We start from the raw sequence: 13,902 nt of genomic DNA, 5'->3' as shown, positions 1-13,902 counted from the left end.
GATTCGGCCCGAGGTGTGCCGGTTAGACTCCCCCGGCTGTAAGAAGATCATGTTTGACGGGGTGAATTCTTCGATGAGCGCGATGAGCGACGCCAGCACGTCCCAGCCGCTGTCCGCCGACGCCCATGAGGCGACCGGCCACGGCAAGCACCGGGGGCCGGTCTCGGCACACGACACCGAGTCGGCCCCGCGCGGGCGCCACCGCAAGCCGGTGGAGCAGCAGCGCGAGACGGCGGCCTGACGGCCGCTCGGCACATCCCACGGCCCCGTTCGCCCTTGCGGCGAGCGGGGCCGCGGTCGTGTTCCCCTGCTGTATGCGCTCAGGCGCGCTGGAGTCCCTCATGGGTGCGCTCAGGCCCGCTTGAGTCCCAGCACCTCGGTGGCCGCGAAGGTCTCCCCCGCTGGCCTCTGCGCGTAGTACGGCGTGAGCAGCGCGTCCAGTTCGTCGTAGCTGAAGGCGTCCTGCTTACTGTCGAACTGGGCCTGCACCCGGGGCCGTTCGACGACCGCGACCATGCCGCCGTGCACGACGAGCAACTGGCCGTTGACCCGCGCGGCGGCGGGCGAGGCGAGGTAGCCGACGAGGGGCGCGACATGCTCGGGGGCGAGCGGGTCGAGGCCCTCGGCGGGGGCGGCGAGGCCCGCGAAGACGTCCTCGGTCATACGGGTGCGGGCGCGCGGGCAGATGGCGTTGGCGGTCACGCCGTACTTGGCGAGCGCGAGGGCCGTGGAGGTGGTGAGCCCGACGATCCCGCCCTTGGCGGCCGCGTAGTTGGGCTGTCCGGCCGAGCCCGCGAGGAACGCCTCCGATGAGGTGTTCACGATCCGCCCGTAGACCGGCCCGCCCTGCGCCTTGGCCCGCTCCCGCCAGTGCGCGGCGGCGAACCGGGTGGTGTTGAAGTGGCCCTTGAGATGGACCCGTACGACGGAGTCCCACTCCTCCTCCGCCATGGAGAAGACCATGCGGTCGCGAAGGATGCCGGCGTTGTTGACGAGGATGTCCAGCCTGCCGAACACGGCTGTGGCCAACTGGACGAGCTCCTGGGCCTGTTGGAAGTCGGATACGTCCCCGGTGTGGGCGACGGCCGTGCCGCCGGAGGCGCGGATCTCGGCGGCGACGTCCTCGGCGGGTCCGGCGGAGGCCGCGCCGGACCCGTCGCGGCCGGGCTGCCCGTAGTCGTTGACGACGACGGCCGCGCCGAGCCGGGCGAGTTCCAGCGCCTCGGCCCGGCCGAGCCCGCGCCCGGCGCCGGTGACGATCGCGGAGAGCCCGTGCAGCGGCCGGCGCGGCGGCTGTGCCATCACAGCTCCACGCAGGTGCGCAGGGCGGTCCCCGTCCGCATCTGGTCCAGGGCCTCGTTGATGCCGGTCAGCGGCACCCGGTGGGTGATCAGGCCCTCCAGGTCGATGCGGCCGGCCCGCCACAGGGCGATCGTGCGCTCGTAGGAACGCAGCACGTCCCCGCCGCCGTACAGGGACGGCAGGATGCGCTTCTCGTCGAAGAACAGCTCGAACATGTTGAGCTGGAGCTGGTCGTCCATGGCTCCGGCGCCGACGACGACCAGGGTGCCGCCGCGCCGGGTGTGGTCGTACGCGGTGCGGGTGGTGGCGGAACGGCCGACGACCTCGAAGACGTGGTCGAAGCCCTCGCCGCCGGTGAGCTGTTGCTTGGCGTCGGGCAGCTCGTCGGGCGAAACCGCCCTGGTGGCACCGAACTTGAGCGCGGCCTCACGGCGCGAGAGCACCGGGTCGACGGCGACGATCTCGGCGGCCCCCTTCAGCCGGGCGCCCTGGACCACCGAGATCCCGACGCCCCCGCAGCCGATCACCGCGACCGACGAACCGGCCTCGATGTCGGCGGTGTTGAGCGCGGCACCGAGGCCGGTCGTCACGCCGCAGCCGATGAGGGCGGCGATGTCGTACGGCACGTCGTCGGGAATCGGCACGGCGCAGCGTGCGTCCACGACGATCTCCTCGGCGAAGGTGCCGGTGCCGGCGAAGCCGAAGATGTCGCCGGTCGACCGCCTGAAGTTGGGGGTGCCTGCGTTCATGAACCCGGCCAGGCACAGCTCGGTCTGGCCGCGCCTGCACGCGGGGCATTCGCCGCAGGAGGGCAGCCAGCACACGACCACTCTGTCACCGGCCTTGACCCGGGTGACGCCCTCCCCCACCTCGACGACCTCGCCCGCGCCCTCGTGGCCGGGGACGAAGGGCGCGGGCTGCGGCAGCACGCCGCTCATCGCGGACAGGTCCGAGTGGCACAGCCCCGTCGCCCGCACGCGGATCCTCACCCTGCCGGGCCCGAAACCGACCGCCTCTACGTCGTCGTAGACCTCCAGCTTGTCCTGGCCTGTCTCGTGCAGTACGGCTGCGCGCATGGTGGGGCTCCTTTCGGAGGTGCGTGGCGGCTCAGGAGTGGTGCACGATCGTGTCGGCGAGGACGGGGGCGTCGTACCTGTCGACGGCGCTCACGGCGGCCCGCACGGTCCCGGTGTCCTGCTGCCAGAGGCGGATGCGCAGGGTCTCGCCGGGGAAGACGACGCCGGCGAAGCGGGTGGCGTACGACCGCACGCGGGTCACATCGCCGCCGAGCAGCGTGTCGACGACCGCCTTCAGGGTCATGCCGTAGGTGCACAGCCCGTGCAGGATGGGGCGGTCGAAGCCGGCGGTCTTGGCGAAGTCGGGGTCGGCGTGCAGCGGGTTCCAGTCGCCGGAGAGGCGGTAGAGCAGGGCCTGGTCCTCGCGGACGGTCCGCTCCAGGGTCCGGTCGGGCTGTCCGGCGGGCGGCTCGAGCCGGGTGTCGGGGCCGCGGTCGCCGCCCCAGCCGCCTTCGCCGCGTACGTAGATCTGGGCGTCGTTGGTCCACAGCGGGCCGTCCGCGTCGGCGACGTCCGTGCGCAGCACGAGGATCGCGGCCTTGCCCTTGTCGTACACGGCCGCGACACGTGAGGTGGCGGTCGCTCTCCCGGTGGCCGGGATCGGGCGGTGGACGGTGAGGTTCTGGCCGCCGTGCAGGACGCGGGCGAGGTCGACCTCGATGCCGGGCATCGACAGTCCGCTGATCACCCCGGGCGCACCGGAGCCGGCGACGGTGGCGAAGCTCGGCAGCACGTGCAGCCGGCTCTCCAGGGTGTAGCGCAGCTCGTCGGGGTCGGTGGCGGGCAGGCCCGCGCCGATGCCGAGGTGGTAGAGCAGGACGTCCTTGGGGGTCCAGGCGATCTCGCCGGAACGGGGTTCGGCGGCGAGCGCCCTGGCGGCGTCGATGGGCATGGGCGGGCTCCTGACGGGTCCGAGACCTCGGCGCGGGCGTCCGCACCGTCGGCCGCACCGAGGTCGTTCACGGGGAACCTAGAACGCGTTCCAGTCCGGCGACCTCTGTATAGCGGAGGGGGCTTGGGTTTGGAAGGGTTCTGACGGTATGTCAGATGAGCCGTTGAGTCGGGCGGCTGGGACATTTGTCCTGGCGGATGCGGTACGGGCGGCCCTGCCGCGTGGGGCGAGGGGCTCGTAGCGTCATAGGCGTACGGGAATCGGGATCACGATCCGCAACGACATTGGACTGTTGGACTGAACGACGGGGACCACGGGGGTAAAGCCATGACGGACCACTGCGCGACGGACGACTGCCGAAAAGCCCGCTCACCGGGCGCGTTCGCCCTGCTCCCCTGGCTGCTGCTGGGGATGGGCGCCTTCTCCAACCTCTTCCAGGACCGCACCGCCCACCCGCTGATCGGCGGCCTGGGCCTGCTGGCCTTCAACTCGCTGTACATCTACGTCGCCGTACGCGCCTTCGTGAAGGAGACGCGGGAGTCGGTCTCCACCCGCCTGGCGCTGGCCCTCCTGGGCGCGCTGACCTGCGCCCTGGCGATCGGCTACGGCGGCACCTGGCTGCTGTTCTTCCCGCTGCTGGGCCTGGCGACGGGCGCGGCACTGCGCGGCGAGACCCTGCGGTGGACCGCCCTGGGGCTGGGCCTGTTCGCCGGCGCGGTGTCGGTGGCACACGACGGCTGGGCCGGACTGGGCATCACCTACGCCACGCTGGTCTCGACGGCGGTGACCGGAGCCCTGCTGTCCCTGGCCGACACGGTCAAGGAACTGCGCGCGGCCCGCGAGGAGCTGGCCCTCCGGGCCGTGGAGCAGGAGCGCCTGCGCTTCTCCCGCGACCTCCATGACCTGCTCGGACACACCCTCTCGGTGATCGTGGTGAAGTCGGAGGCGGCCCGCAGACTGGCCCCCAGAGACGTGAACGCCGCCCTTGCCCAGCTCGCCGACATCGAGTCCGTGGGACGCCAGGCCCTCACCGAGATCCGCGAGGCCGTCACCGGCTACCGCAAGGGCAGCCTCACCACAGAACTCGACCGCGCCTCCTCGGCCCTGGCCGCAGCGGGAGTGACCCCTGTCGTCCAACGCTCCGGCCCACCCCTGGACGCATCGGCCGAAACCCTCCTCGGCTGGGTGGTCCGAGAAGCCACCACCAACGTCATACGGCACAGCAGCGCCGACCACTGCACGATCACCGTGTCGGGAACGGGGGATCAAGTGCGGGTGACGGTGGCGGACGATGGGCCGGGGGTGCGGGGGCGGGTTCGGGTGCCGGAGGTTGGCGACGGGCCAGAGGTGCGGGGGCAGGCCCGAACAACAGGGGGCGACGACAGACCAAGCCCGCCGGACCAGGCACTGGCAGCAACAGCGGCCAACCACACCCCAGGCACACCAAACGAGAGGCAGCCAACACCGTTCGGCAGTGGCCCAGATGGCACACCCACCGGCTCGCCCGACCTCGCCGGGACCGGCCTCCGCGGTCTGACCGAGCGCCTTGCGGCGGCCGGCGGGCGTCTGACCTCCGGCCCCGCGCCCGACGGCGGCTTCCTGGTCACCGCCGAACTACCGGTCACCGAACCGCTCCTTCCGGCCGCGAACGCCCCTACCCTTGGCCTGTGAACGAAATGCCCCATGCGTACCGTCCTGCGAAATCCATCAGGGTGCTGCTCGCCGAGGACCAGGGCATGCTGCGCGGGGCGCTGGCGCTGCTGCTGGGGATGGAGCCGGACATCGAGGTCGTCGCCCAGGTGGCGGCCGGTGACCAGATCGTGGACGCGGCGCTGCTGCACCGCCCGGACGTGGCCCTGCTGGACATCGAACTGCCGGGCATGAGCGGCCTGGACGCGGCGGCGGCGCTCCGCACGGAGGCGCCGGACTGCCGGGTGCTGATCCTCACCACCTTCGGCCGCCCGGGCTATCTGCGCCGGGCGATGGAGGCAGGAGCAGCCGGCTTCCTGGTGAAGGACGGGCCCGTGGAGGAACTGGCCGCGGCGATCCGCAAGGTGCTGACCGGGGAGACGGTCGTCGACCCGGCCCTGGCCGCCGCCGCCCTGGGCGCGGGCCCCAACCCGCTCACCACCCGCGAGTGCGACGTCCTCAAGGCCTCCGCGGACGGAGCCACGGTCTCCGACATCGCCGCCCAGCTCCACCTCTCCGAGTCGACCGTCCGCAACTACCTCTCCGCCGCCATCGGCAAGACCCACACCCGCAACCGCATGGAGGCCCTGCGCGAGGCCCGCCGCCAGGGGTGGCTGTAACTCCGCGGGCGCCCGGGCGGGCAGGTGCCCTACGTGGCCTGCCCCCGCCGGAACAGCCCCGTCCACAGGAAGTCCTCCCCGAAGCACGCGGAGTCCTCCGACTGGGCACGCATCCGGCGAAGCTCGACCTCCGTGAGACCGACAGGACCGGTCGGACCGGTCGGCCCGGTCGGCCCGGTCAGACGGGTCGGGTCGGCCGGTCCGGTCGGGTCCCCCGCATCAGTCAGGCCCGTGAAGATGGCTCGCAGGGACTCGGCGGTGTAGGCGAGGCCTCCGTGCAGGCGGCCGGTGCGGTACAGGTCTGTGTCGGACAGCTCGGAGCCCATTCCGCCGGAGGCGAAGCAGGTCAGGGCGAAGGAGCCGCCGGGGGCCAGGACGCGGTCCAGCAGGGCGAGGTAGCTGATGCGGCGGTGCGGAGGCAGGTGGTGGAAGCAGCCGGAGTCGTAGACGAGGTCGTAGGGTCCGGTCAGCTCCGTCGCCGTGAGGGTGAAGGCGTCGCCGCAGAGGTAGCGGACCTCGCCGCCGGCCTCCCGGGCCCACCGCAGAGCGGCCGGGGACAGGTCGACGGCGTCCACCTGGAAGCCCTGCGCGGCGAGGTAGCGGGCGTTACGGCCGGGCCCGCAGCCGAGGTCGAGAGCGCGGCCGGGGCGGAGGAGGCCGCCGTCGAGGTAGGAGGCCAGGTTCTCGTCGGGCTTGTCGACGAAGAAGGGCACCGGGCGGGAGCGGTCGGCATAGAAGCCGTCCCACCAGTCGGCGCCCTGCTCGGTCCAGCGGTCGGCCTCCGGTGCGAACAGCCCGTCCAGCAGGCGGAGTACGTCGTCCACAGAGCGTATGTGCCGTTCCATGCGGCCCCCTTTCGCCTCTCGTGATCGTAGGTCGGCGGGCTCCAGGGCCCCAGGGCGCAGCGGGGCTCGGCCAGGGCGGCGAAGTGGCTGGACGGAGGCGTGCCGGGGCGGTGGACCGCCTTGGGAGGGATCACCCTCCGGGGGCCCGAAGGGGCGGGGTCGCGGGCGCGGAGGGCCGGGGCGGGGGCCCTCCGCGCCGCGTCGCCGCCACTTTTTCGAAGGGTGTGCCCACGGCCCCTACTTGGTCACCTTCGCCGACTTGTAGGCCGTGCCCTGGGGGGCCAGGCAGACGAACCAGGCGTAGGGCGAGCCCTTGGCGGCGCGGATCGACGGGATGTCGGTCTCGGAGGTTCCGTGGTCGGGGTTGATGGTGTGCAGCCCGGTCACGCCGTTGATCGCCCTGGGGAGGACGGTTGTGGTGCCGTCCTTCCAGGTGCAGGTCACCTCCTGTGCTGTCTTCGCCACATGACCGATGACCAGGCGCCGACGGTGTTCCGTTTCCCGGTCGAGGGGGGCCGCCACGCTCTCGAGGTCGGTGCCGGACATACGGTCCGCCTCGGTGGTCAGGCCCCCGGCGGTGATGCCCTCCAGCGCCCTGTCAGTCTTCTCGATGCCGCCGTGCAGGAAGTAGGCGCTCTTGCCGATCAGGTCCTCGGGCCGCCTGATGTCCCCCGGGAAGTCGCCGAACTCCGCCATCGCCTCCAGCGTGGCCACGGCCTCCAGTTCGTCTTTCGGGGCCGGCCAGACATTGAGGACGACCTTCCAGGGCCGGCCTCCGTCGGTCCCGGTCGCCAGGGTGGTCCGCTCCGGCTCGACGACCAGCGGGGGTCGTGGAGTCGGCGGCTGGGTGGCCGGAGTCACCTCTCGGCCGTCCCCGCCCGGCAGCCCCGTCACCGCAAGCGCCCCCGTGGTGCCCGCCACCACCACGGCCGTGACGGCGGCGATCGCCCAGCGGCGGGCTCGGCGTCTGCGGCCGCCGCGGATCAGGGCCTGGGTGGGGGCTATGCCGATCTCGACCTCGCTCGCGGCGTCGGCCAGCAGCTGGGTGATGTCCCGGTCCGTCATTCCGTGCTCGAACTCCCGCTCCGCGCTCATCACTTCCGCCCTCCGTACGTCGCCATGTCGGTCAGCTCGGGTATGCCGCGGAGTTTCGCGATCCCCTTGGCGGCGTTGCTCTTCACCGCGCCCACGGAACAGCCCATCGCCTCGGCCGTCTGGGTCTCGGTGAGGTCCTCCCAGTAGCGCAGGACGACCGCCTGGCGCTGCCGTGGAGGGAGTTGGGCGAGGGCCTGGAGCAGCACGCCCCTGTCCTCGGCCTGGGCGATGCGGTCGCCGGTGTCGGGCACCTCGGGCGCGATCCCCGAGTCGTCCTTGGGCGCGAGGAACTCCCGTAGTTTTCTGCGGTGTCTGCGTGCGTGTGTGTTGATCAGCACGCGGCGTACGTAGGCCTCCGGGTCGTCGGCCGCGCCGACCCGGCGCCAGGCCACATAGACCCGCTCCAGCGTCGACTGGACGAGGTCCTCTGCCGCGTGCTGCTCCCCCGCGAGGAGAAATGCCGTACGCATCAGCCGCGGCCAGCGACCGATGACAAACGCCTGGAACTCCTGGTCCCCGGCCTGCTTCCTGTCCCCCATGGGCACCTCCTGATATTCAAAGGAGTCCATGGGCCCTCAGGACCGTTGCCTCATTTCCCGGATTCGCCGAACCTCAGCGCCGCGCACACCCGCCGTACTGCCGTACCCGCCGTACCCGCCGTACCGCCGAACCCGCCGAACCACCTTCACCGTGCCGCTTCCTTGACCCGTGCGACCAGCGTCTTTGCGACCGGTTCGAGGTCAGCGGGCTGCTTGAGGTGTTCCCCCGCGAGGAGGATCACCACCCTGTCGACGCGCAGCACCACCTGGGTCGCGTAGAGGCCCGACTCGCGCTTCGACCAGGTCTCGGTGTCCTGGGCGCCCGCCTCGATCTTCACCAGTTGCTGTGACCCTGCGCTTCGGCCGACGTTCACCAGGTTCCTCATGACCGTCCTCGCCCCCTTCGCGGACTCGAAGGACAGGACGACGACCTGGGCCTTGTGCTCGCTGTCCCCGTCGGGCCGGTTCACCGTGCCTTCGTCGTACGTGTCGGATCCGATGGCGACCACACCGGCGGAGGCACACCTCGCGGCCATCATCAGGCATTGGGTGCGGGCTTCCTCGCCCTCGATCACCTCGGGGGCGGCCTCGCCTCGCCACCCGACGGGGAGTTGCTCGCGGTCGGGCATCGCGCTGCGCATCTGCGCCGGTGTGAGCCCGACGTCCGAGTCACCATGGTCGCTTCCCCCGCAGGCGGAGAGGCCGATCAGCGCACAGCCCACTGCCAAGGCCAAGCCCCACCGCTCTGGGTGCACGTCAACTCCCCTTCTACGTACGGCAGTTACCGCGCCCAGCGAAGCACATCGACCTCTCGGGCGCCACGGTCACGCCACCGGCCCCCTCACTCCACCGGCCTCCCCGCCAAGCCCTCCGCCCCCTGCTCCGCGGCGCTTCCCTCGCCCTGCCCCGCAGGACTCTTCCCCGGCCGGGTCTTGCCCGGGAGCCACACCGCCATCAGTACCGCCCCGCCGAGCAGCACGGCCGTGCTGACGCGGAACGCGGCGGCGTAGCCGTCGGTGAGGGCCTCGGGTGTGGCGGCTCCGTGGGCGTGGCCGGCGGCGACGGTCGACATGGCGGCGAGGCCGAGGGAGCCGCCCATCGTGCGGGAGGTGTTGATGAGGCCGGAGAGCAGGCCGGCCTCCTCCGGGGCGGCGCCCGAGGTGGCGAGGGCGGCGATGGGAGTGGCGGCGAGGCCCGCGCCCAGCATCATCAGGACGCCCGGGATCATGATCGCCGTGACGTACGCCCCGTCGGCCGTCATGGTGGTCTGCCAGGCGAACCCGGCGACGGCCACCAGCGTGCCGAGCACGGCGAGGTTGCGCGCCCCGAGCCCCGGGATCAGACGCGGCGCGAGCCTGGAGCCGACGACGACGGCGAGCGAGCTCGGCACCAGGGCGAGGCCAGCCTCCAGGGGCGAATAGCCGAGCACGTTCTGGGCGTACAGGGTCATGAAGTACCACATGCAGAACATCGCCGACCCGGACACGAAGTTCGCGGCGTTCGCCGAGGACACCGAGCGCACCCGGAACAACGTGAGCGGCATCAGCGGGCCCGCCGTACGCGACTCGACCAGGAGGAACGCGGCGACGAGCAGGACACCGGCGGCCAGCGGCAGCAGTGTGGCGGAGGCCGTCCAGCCCTCGGACTCCGTCTGGGAGATGCCGTAGGCGAGCGTGGCGAGCCCCGCGGTCACCAGGAGCGCGCCCGGCAGGTCGAGGTGGCGTCCGTCGCCGCGGCTCTCCGGGAGGCGTACGAGGGCGGCGAGGAGGACGAGCGCGCCCACGGGGACGTTGATCAGCAGCACCCAGCGCCAGGACAGGCCGTCCACGAGCAGTCCGCCGACCAGGCCGCCCGCGGCCCCGCCGCCCGCACCGACGGCCGTCCAGGTCGCGATGGCCCGCGCCCGTGCGGCGCCCTCGGGGACGGAGGAGGTGACCAGGGTCAGGGTGGACGGGGCGAGCACGGCCGCGCCGAGCCCCTGCGCCGCCCGGGCCACGAGCAGCTGCCAGCCCTCCTGCGCCAGCCCGCCGCCCAGCGAGGCCAGCGTGAACAGGGCGAGGCCCGTCAGGAACATGCGCTTACGGCCGTAGAGGTCGCCCGCGCGTCCGCCGAGCAGCATGAAGCCGGCGAAGGCGATGGTGTAGGCGTTGACCACCCATTGCAGGCCCGCGCCGGAGAGGGCGAGGTCGGCCCTCATCGAGGGCAGGGCCACGTTGACGACGGAGATGTCCAGGACGACGAGGAACTGTCCCGCGCAGGCGAGGGCCACCACCAGCCAGGCGGGCGGCGCGGGACGGCGGGGTCGGGATATCGGCGTGGCGTCGGCGGCTCTCAGCATGCCTGTCATGGTCTCAACCCCGCTACGCCCCTTGCACAGTGATTTCCCGGATCCGATCCGCGCCCCGACCCGCCCTGTCTCGACCCCACGCCAGGACGCCCTCCACGCCTCACCCCCGATACGCCCCCTGCACCGTGATCTCCAGGCTCCGCCCCTTCGCCGGCAGCCACACCGCCATGAGCAACGCCCCGGCCAGCATCAGCACCGAGCAGGCGCGGAAGGCCGAGGCGTAGCCCTCGGTGAGGGCCTCGGGGGTGGTGCCCCCGTGGGTGCGGGCCGTGGCGATGGTGGACATCACCGCCAGGCCCAGCGAACAGCCCATGGTCTGGGAGGTGTTGATCAGCCCGCACACCAGACAGGACTCCTCCGGCGGAGCCCCGGACGTGGCGAGGGCGGCGAGCGGGGTGGTGGCGAGGCCCGCGCCCAGCATCATCAGGATGCCCGGGATCATGATCGCCGTGACATACGTGCCGTCGGCGGTCATCGTCGACTGCCAGGCGAACCCGGTCGCGGCCACCAGCGCGCCCAGCACGGCGAGGCGGCGCGGGCCGGCCCGCAGCATCAGATGCGGGGCAAGTTTGGAGCCGACGACGACGGCGAGCGAGCTGGGCACGAGGGCGAGGCCGGCCTCCAGGGGCGTGTAGTCGAGGACGTTCTGCGTGTAGAGGGTCATGAAGAACCACATGCAGTACATGGCGGCGCCGCAGACGAACATCGCGCCGTTCGCGGAGGACACCGACCGTTCCCGGAACAGCGCGAGCGGCATCAGCGGCGCGGTCCGGCGCCGCTCGGCCAGTAAGAACACGGCGAGCAGCAGCAGGCCGACGAAGAGCGGCCCCAAGGCGGCCGGGGCGGTCCAGCCGGCGGCCTCGGTCTGCGAGATGCCGTACGCGACGGTAGCGAGTCCGGCGGTGGCCAGCAGGGCGCCGGGCAGGTCCAGGCGGCGCCCGTCGTCGGCGCGGCTCTCGCGGAGCCGTCCCACGGCCGCGGCGAAGACGGCCGCCCCGGCGGGGACGTTGATCAGCAGGACCCAGCGCCAGGACAGGCCGTCCACCAGCACCCCGCCGACCAGCCCGCCCGCGGCCCCGCCGCCCGCACCGACGGCCGTCCAGGTGGCGACGGCTCTGGCCCGTGCCGGGCCTTCGGGGACGGCCGCGGTGACGAAGGTGAGGGTGGCGGGTGCCAGGACGGCCGCGCCGATGCCCTGCACCGCCCGCGCGACCAGCAGCTGCGAGCCCTCCTGTGCCACCCCGCCGCCCAGCGAGGCGAGGGTGAACAGGGCGAGGCCCGTCAGGAACATGCGCTTACGGCCGTAGAGGTCGCCCGCGCGCCCGCCCAGCAGCAGGAAGCCGGCGAAGGCGATGGCGTAGGCGTTCACCACCCATTGCAGGGCGGTGCCGCTGAGGGCGAGGTCGCTGCGGATGGAGGGCAGGGCGACGTTGACGACGGAGATGTCGAGGACGACGAGGAACTGTCCCGCGCAGGCGATGCCCACCACAGGCCAGGCGGACGCCACGCTGCGCCGCGACTGGATGGCGCCGGCGGCTCGGAGCATGCGTGGGATCGTCCCAACAGATGGACAGCCCCTGCATCGCGACGTCCGAGAGTCTGGCGACACCTTTCAGCCAGAAGCGGCCGCGCCCGCAAGCCTTCCCCCCGGTTCTTCAAGAGCAGGTCAAGAATTCGTTAGCTACTCAAAGCAAAGGAATAGTTGCCCTGGCGCACCGAGTTCACGCTACACATGACACGTACGACGACGACCGACCAGCCGACCGGAAGAGCGTCCGGCGCCCTCGTGCCCGTGCTCGCCTTCGCGGGCATCGTGGTCGCGGTGATGCAGACCCTGCTGGTACCGGTCATCAAGGACCTGCCGCAACTGCTGGACACCGCCCCCAGTGACGCCACCTGGGTGCTGACCTCGACCCTGCTCTCCGGCGCCGTCGCCACGCCGATCATGGGCCGCCTCGGCGACCTGTACGGCAAGCGCCGGATGCTGGTCGCGAGCCTGTCCGTGATGGTGGCGGGCGCGCTGATCAGCGCCGTCACCAGCGCACTGCTCCCGATGATCGTCGGCCGTACCCTCCAGGGCTTCGCGATGGGCGCCATCCCGCTCGGCATCGGCCTGATGCGCGACATGCTGCCGCGCGAGAGGCTCGGCTCGGCGATGGCCCTGATGAGCTCCTCCATCGGCGTCGGCGGTGGCCTCGCGCTGCCCGCCGCCGCGCTGGTCGCCCAGCACACCGACTGGCACGCCCTCTTCTACGGCGCCGCGGGACTCGGCGTGCTCGCCATCGCCCTCACCCTGACCGTCGTACCAGAGTCCCCGATGCGGGCGAAGGGCTCCTTCGACCTGCCGGGCGCGCTCGGTCTGTCCCTGGGCCTGGTGCTGTTCCTGCTGCCGATCACCAAGGGCAGCGACTGGGGCTGGTCGTCCGCGACCACGCTCGGCCTGTTCGGCGCGTCGGCCGCGGTGCTGGTGCTGTGGGGCGTCTACGAGCTGCGCACCGCCGCCCCGCTGGTCGACCTGCGCACGACGGCCCGCCCGGCGGTACTGTTCACCAACCTGGCGTCGATCATGGTCGGTGTCTCCTTCTACGTCGTCTCGCTCGTGCTGCCCCAGCTCCTCCAGCTCCCGAAGGCCACCGGCTACGGCCTCGGCCAGTCGATGGTCGTCGCGGGCCTGCTGGTGGCGCCGCTGGGCCTGACGATGATGTTCACCGCGCCCGTCTACTCCCGGCTGTCGGCGCGCTACGGCCCCAAGGCCACCCTGATCCTCGGCCTGCTGATCATCGCCATCGGCTACGGCGCCGGCCTCGGCCTGATGAGCGCCGCCTGGCAGAGCCTGGTCATCGCGGTCGTCCTCGGCGCGGGCATCGGCCTCGCCTACTCCTCCCTGCCCGCCCTGATCATCGGCGCGGTCCCGGCGTCGGAGACCGGCGCGGCCAACGGCCTGAACACGCTGATGCGCTCCATCGGTACGTCCGTGTCCAGCGCGGTCATCGGCATGGTGCTGGCCAACACCGCCGACCACGTGGGCGGCGTGGCGATCCCCACCATGCACGGCTTCCGGCTCTCCTTCCTGATCGCGACGGGCGCGGTGGCGGTCGGCCTGCTGATGGCCCTGTTCCTGCCGAAGCCGAACCGGGCCCCGCGGCTGCGTGCCAGCAGCGAGGAGGACGCCAATCTGGAGCGCGCCGAGGCCGCCCTGGTCGGCTTCCGCGGCAGGGTCCTGGCCGCGGACGGCGCCCCCGTCGCCCGCGCCCGGGTCACCCTGATCGACCACGGCGGCCGCCGCGCGGGCTCGGCCCTGACCGCCGACGACGGCAGCTACGCCCTCGCGGTCCCGGCGGGCGGCGCGTACGTCCTCGCCGCCCGGGCCGCCGGCCACGGCCCGCTGGCCGCCCCCGCGACCCACACCGGCGAGGAGCACCCGGTCGACCTCGACCTGTCCCTGCCGGGCGAGACGGTCACGGCGTGACGAGGCCCGTGAGGGCCTGAGATCCATC

Annotated in this window: 13 protein-coding genes; 4 read left to right on the top strand and 9 right to left on the bottom strand. The window is 72.3% G+C overall.

Features of this window, described 5'->3' with window-relative positions:
* The first annotated feature begins 82 nt into the window (after positions 1 to 82).
* Positions 83 to 241, top strand: a complete 159-nt coding sequence (locus RKD23_RS26590) for a hypothetical protein (RefSeq protein ID WP_404034844.1) — start codon at positions 83 to 85, stop codon at positions 239 to 241.
* A 110-nt stretch (positions 242 to 351) separates the two neighbouring features.
* Here RKD23_RS26590 and RKD23_RS26585 read toward each other — a convergent pair whose 3' ends face one another.
* From RKD23_RS26585 to RKD23_RS26575, 3 genes are read right to left on the bottom strand one after another with little or no spacing between them, the layout of a single operon-like run.
* Positions 352 to 1,302 (bottom strand): 3-oxoacyl-ACP reductase, encoded by a 951-nt coding sequence (locus RKD23_RS26585; RefSeq protein ID WP_424855963.1) that lies wholly within the window; start codon positions 1,300 to 1,302, stop codon positions 352 to 354.
* The gene (locus RKD23_RS26580) at positions 1,302 to 2,378 is read right to left on the bottom strand and encodes a Zn-dependent alcohol dehydrogenase (RefSeq protein ID WP_424855962.1); all 1,077 of its coding nucleotides are present in this window, start codon (positions 2,376 to 2,378) and stop codon (positions 1,302 to 1,304) included. The genes RKD23_RS26585 and RKD23_RS26580 overlap by 1 nt, the downstream gene beginning before the upstream one ends.
* A gap of 31 nt (positions 2,379 to 2,409) precedes the next feature.
* Positions 2,410 to 3,270, bottom strand: coding sequence for a MaoC/PaaZ C-terminal domain-containing protein (locus RKD23_RS26575; protein ID WP_424855961.1), 861 nt, complete (start codon positions 3,268 to 3,270; stop codon positions 2,410 to 2,412).
* A gap of 327 nt (positions 3,271 to 3,597) precedes the next feature.
* Between RKD23_RS26575 and RKD23_RS26570 the strand changes: the two genes are divergently transcribed.
* Both RKD23_RS26570 and RKD23_RS26565 read left to right on the top strand, forming a co-directional pair.
* A complete protein-coding gene (locus tag RKD23_RS26570) occupies positions 3,598 to 4,941 on the top strand; it encodes a sensor histidine kinase (RefSeq protein WP_424855960.1) in 1,344 nt (447 codons plus the stop codon).
* 5 nt (positions 4,942 to 4,946) lie between these two features.
* Positions 4,947 to 5,579, top strand: coding sequence for a response regulator (locus RKD23_RS26565; RefSeq protein WP_424858339.1), 633 nt, complete (start codon positions 4,947 to 4,949; stop codon positions 5,577 to 5,579).
* Positions 5,580 to 5,608: 29 nt separating this feature from the next.
* Here RKD23_RS26565 and RKD23_RS26560 read toward each other — a convergent pair whose 3' ends face one another.
* The 6 genes from RKD23_RS26560 to RKD23_RS26535 all read right to left on the bottom strand — a co-directional run bounded on the left by RKD23_RS26560 (position 5,609) and on the right by RKD23_RS26535 (position 11,951).
* The gene (locus RKD23_RS26560; RefSeq protein ID WP_424855959.1) at positions 5,609 to 6,424 is read right to left on the bottom strand and encodes a class I SAM-dependent methyltransferase; all 816 of its coding nucleotides are present in this window, start codon (positions 6,422 to 6,424) and stop codon (positions 5,609 to 5,611) included.
* Positions 6,425 to 6,661: 237 nt separating this feature from the next.
* Positions 6,662 to 7,519, bottom strand: coding sequence for a hypothetical protein (locus RKD23_RS26555; protein WP_424855958.1), 858 nt, complete (start codon positions 7,517 to 7,519; stop codon positions 6,662 to 6,664).
* Complete coding sequence (locus RKD23_RS26550) at positions 7,519 to 8,058, bottom strand: SigE family RNA polymerase sigma factor (RefSeq protein WP_424855957.1); 540 nt, start codon at positions 8,056 to 8,058, stop codon at positions 7,519 to 7,521. The genes RKD23_RS26555 and RKD23_RS26550 overlap by 1 nt, the downstream gene beginning before the upstream one ends.
* 146 nt (positions 8,059 to 8,204) lie before the next feature.
* Positions 8,205 to 8,699, bottom strand: coding sequence for a hypothetical protein (locus RKD23_RS26545; RefSeq protein ID WP_424855956.1), 495 nt, complete (start codon positions 8,697 to 8,699; stop codon positions 8,205 to 8,207).
* A 200-nt stretch (positions 8,700 to 8,899) separates the two neighbouring features.
* Positions 8,900 to 10,405: an MFS transporter gene (locus tag RKD23_RS26540; protein ID WP_424855955.1), complete on the bottom strand. Its 1,506-nt coding sequence runs from the start codon at positions 10,403 to 10,405 to the stop codon at positions 8,900 to 8,902.
* A 100-nt stretch (positions 10,406 to 10,505) separates the two neighbouring features.
* Positions 10,506 to 11,951 carry an MFS transporter gene (locus tag RKD23_RS26535; protein WP_424855954.1) on the bottom strand — a complete coding sequence of 482 codons (1,446 nt, stop codon included), beginning with the start codon at positions 11,949 to 11,951 and terminating at the stop codon, positions 10,506 to 10,508.
* A 186-nt stretch (positions 11,952 to 12,137) separates the two neighbouring features.
* On the opposite strand from RKD23_RS26535, the gene RKD23_RS26530 reads away from it, so the two are divergent.
* Positions 12,138 to 13,874 (top strand): MFS transporter, encoded by a 1,737-nt coding sequence (locus RKD23_RS26530; RefSeq protein ID WP_424855953.1) that lies wholly within the window; start codon positions 12,138 to 12,140, stop codon positions 13,872 to 13,874.
* Positions 13,875 to 13,902: the final 28 nt, after the last annotated feature.

It is taken from the genome of Streptomyces sp. SAI-170 (genome assembly GCF_049739565.1).
Lineage (GTDB): Bacteria > Actinomycetota > Actinomycetes > Streptomycetales > Streptomycetaceae > Streptomyces.
This window is presented reverse-complemented; position numbering and strand designations above follow the sequence as displayed.

Excerpts from the sequence above, each read along its gene's own strand:
- RKD23_RS26590 (WP_404034844.1), top strand. The coding sequence starts at position 83 with ATGAGCGACGCCAGCACGTCCCAGCCGCTGTCCGCCGACGCCCATGAG.
- RKD23_RS26580 (WP_424855962.1), bottom strand. The coding sequence starts at position 2,378 with ATGCGCGCAGCCGTACTGCACGAGACAGGCCAGGACAAGCTGGAGGTC.
- RKD23_RS26550 (WP_424855957.1), bottom strand. The coding sequence starts at position 8,058 with ATGGGGGACAGGAAGCAGGCCGGGGACCAGGAGTTCCAGGCGTTTGTC.
- RKD23_RS26570 (WP_424855960.1), top strand. The coding sequence starts at position 3,598 with ATGACGGACCACTGCGCGACGGACGACTGCCGAAAAGCCCGCTCACCG.
- RKD23_RS26575 (WP_424855961.1), bottom strand. The coding sequence starts at position 3,270 with ATGCCCATCGACGCCGCCAGGGCGCTCGCCGCCGAACCCCGTTCCGGC.
- RKD23_RS26540 (WP_424855955.1), bottom strand. The coding sequence starts at position 10,405 with ATGACAGGCATGCTGAGAGCCGCCGACGCCACGCCGATATCCCGACCC.
- RKD23_RS26555 (WP_424855958.1), bottom strand. The coding sequence starts at position 7,519 with ATGAGCGCGGAGCGGGAGTTCGAGCACGGAATGACGGACCGGGACATC.
- RKD23_RS26535 (WP_424855954.1), bottom strand. The coding sequence starts at position 11,951 with ATGCTCCGAGCCGCCGGCGCCATCCAGTCGCGGCGCAGCGTGGCGTCC.
- RKD23_RS26565 (WP_424858339.1), top strand. The coding sequence starts at position 4,947 with ATGCCCCATGCGTACCGTCCTGCGAAATCCATCAGGGTGCTGCTCGCC.
- RKD23_RS26585 (WP_424855963.1), bottom strand. The coding sequence starts at position 1,302 with ATGGCACAGCCGCCGCGCCGGCCGCTGCACGGGCTCTCCGCGATCGTC.
- RKD23_RS26560 (WP_424855959.1), bottom strand. The coding sequence starts at position 6,424 with ATGGAACGGCACATACGCTCTGTGGACGACGTACTCCGCCTGCTGGAC.
- RKD23_RS26530 (WP_424855953.1), top strand. The coding sequence starts at position 12,138 with ATGACACGTACGACGACGACCGACCAGCCGACCGGAAGAGCGTCCGGC.
- RKD23_RS26545 (WP_424855956.1), bottom strand. The coding sequence starts at position 8,699 with ATGCGCAGCGCGATGCCCGACCGCGAGCAACTCCCCGTCGGGTGGCGA.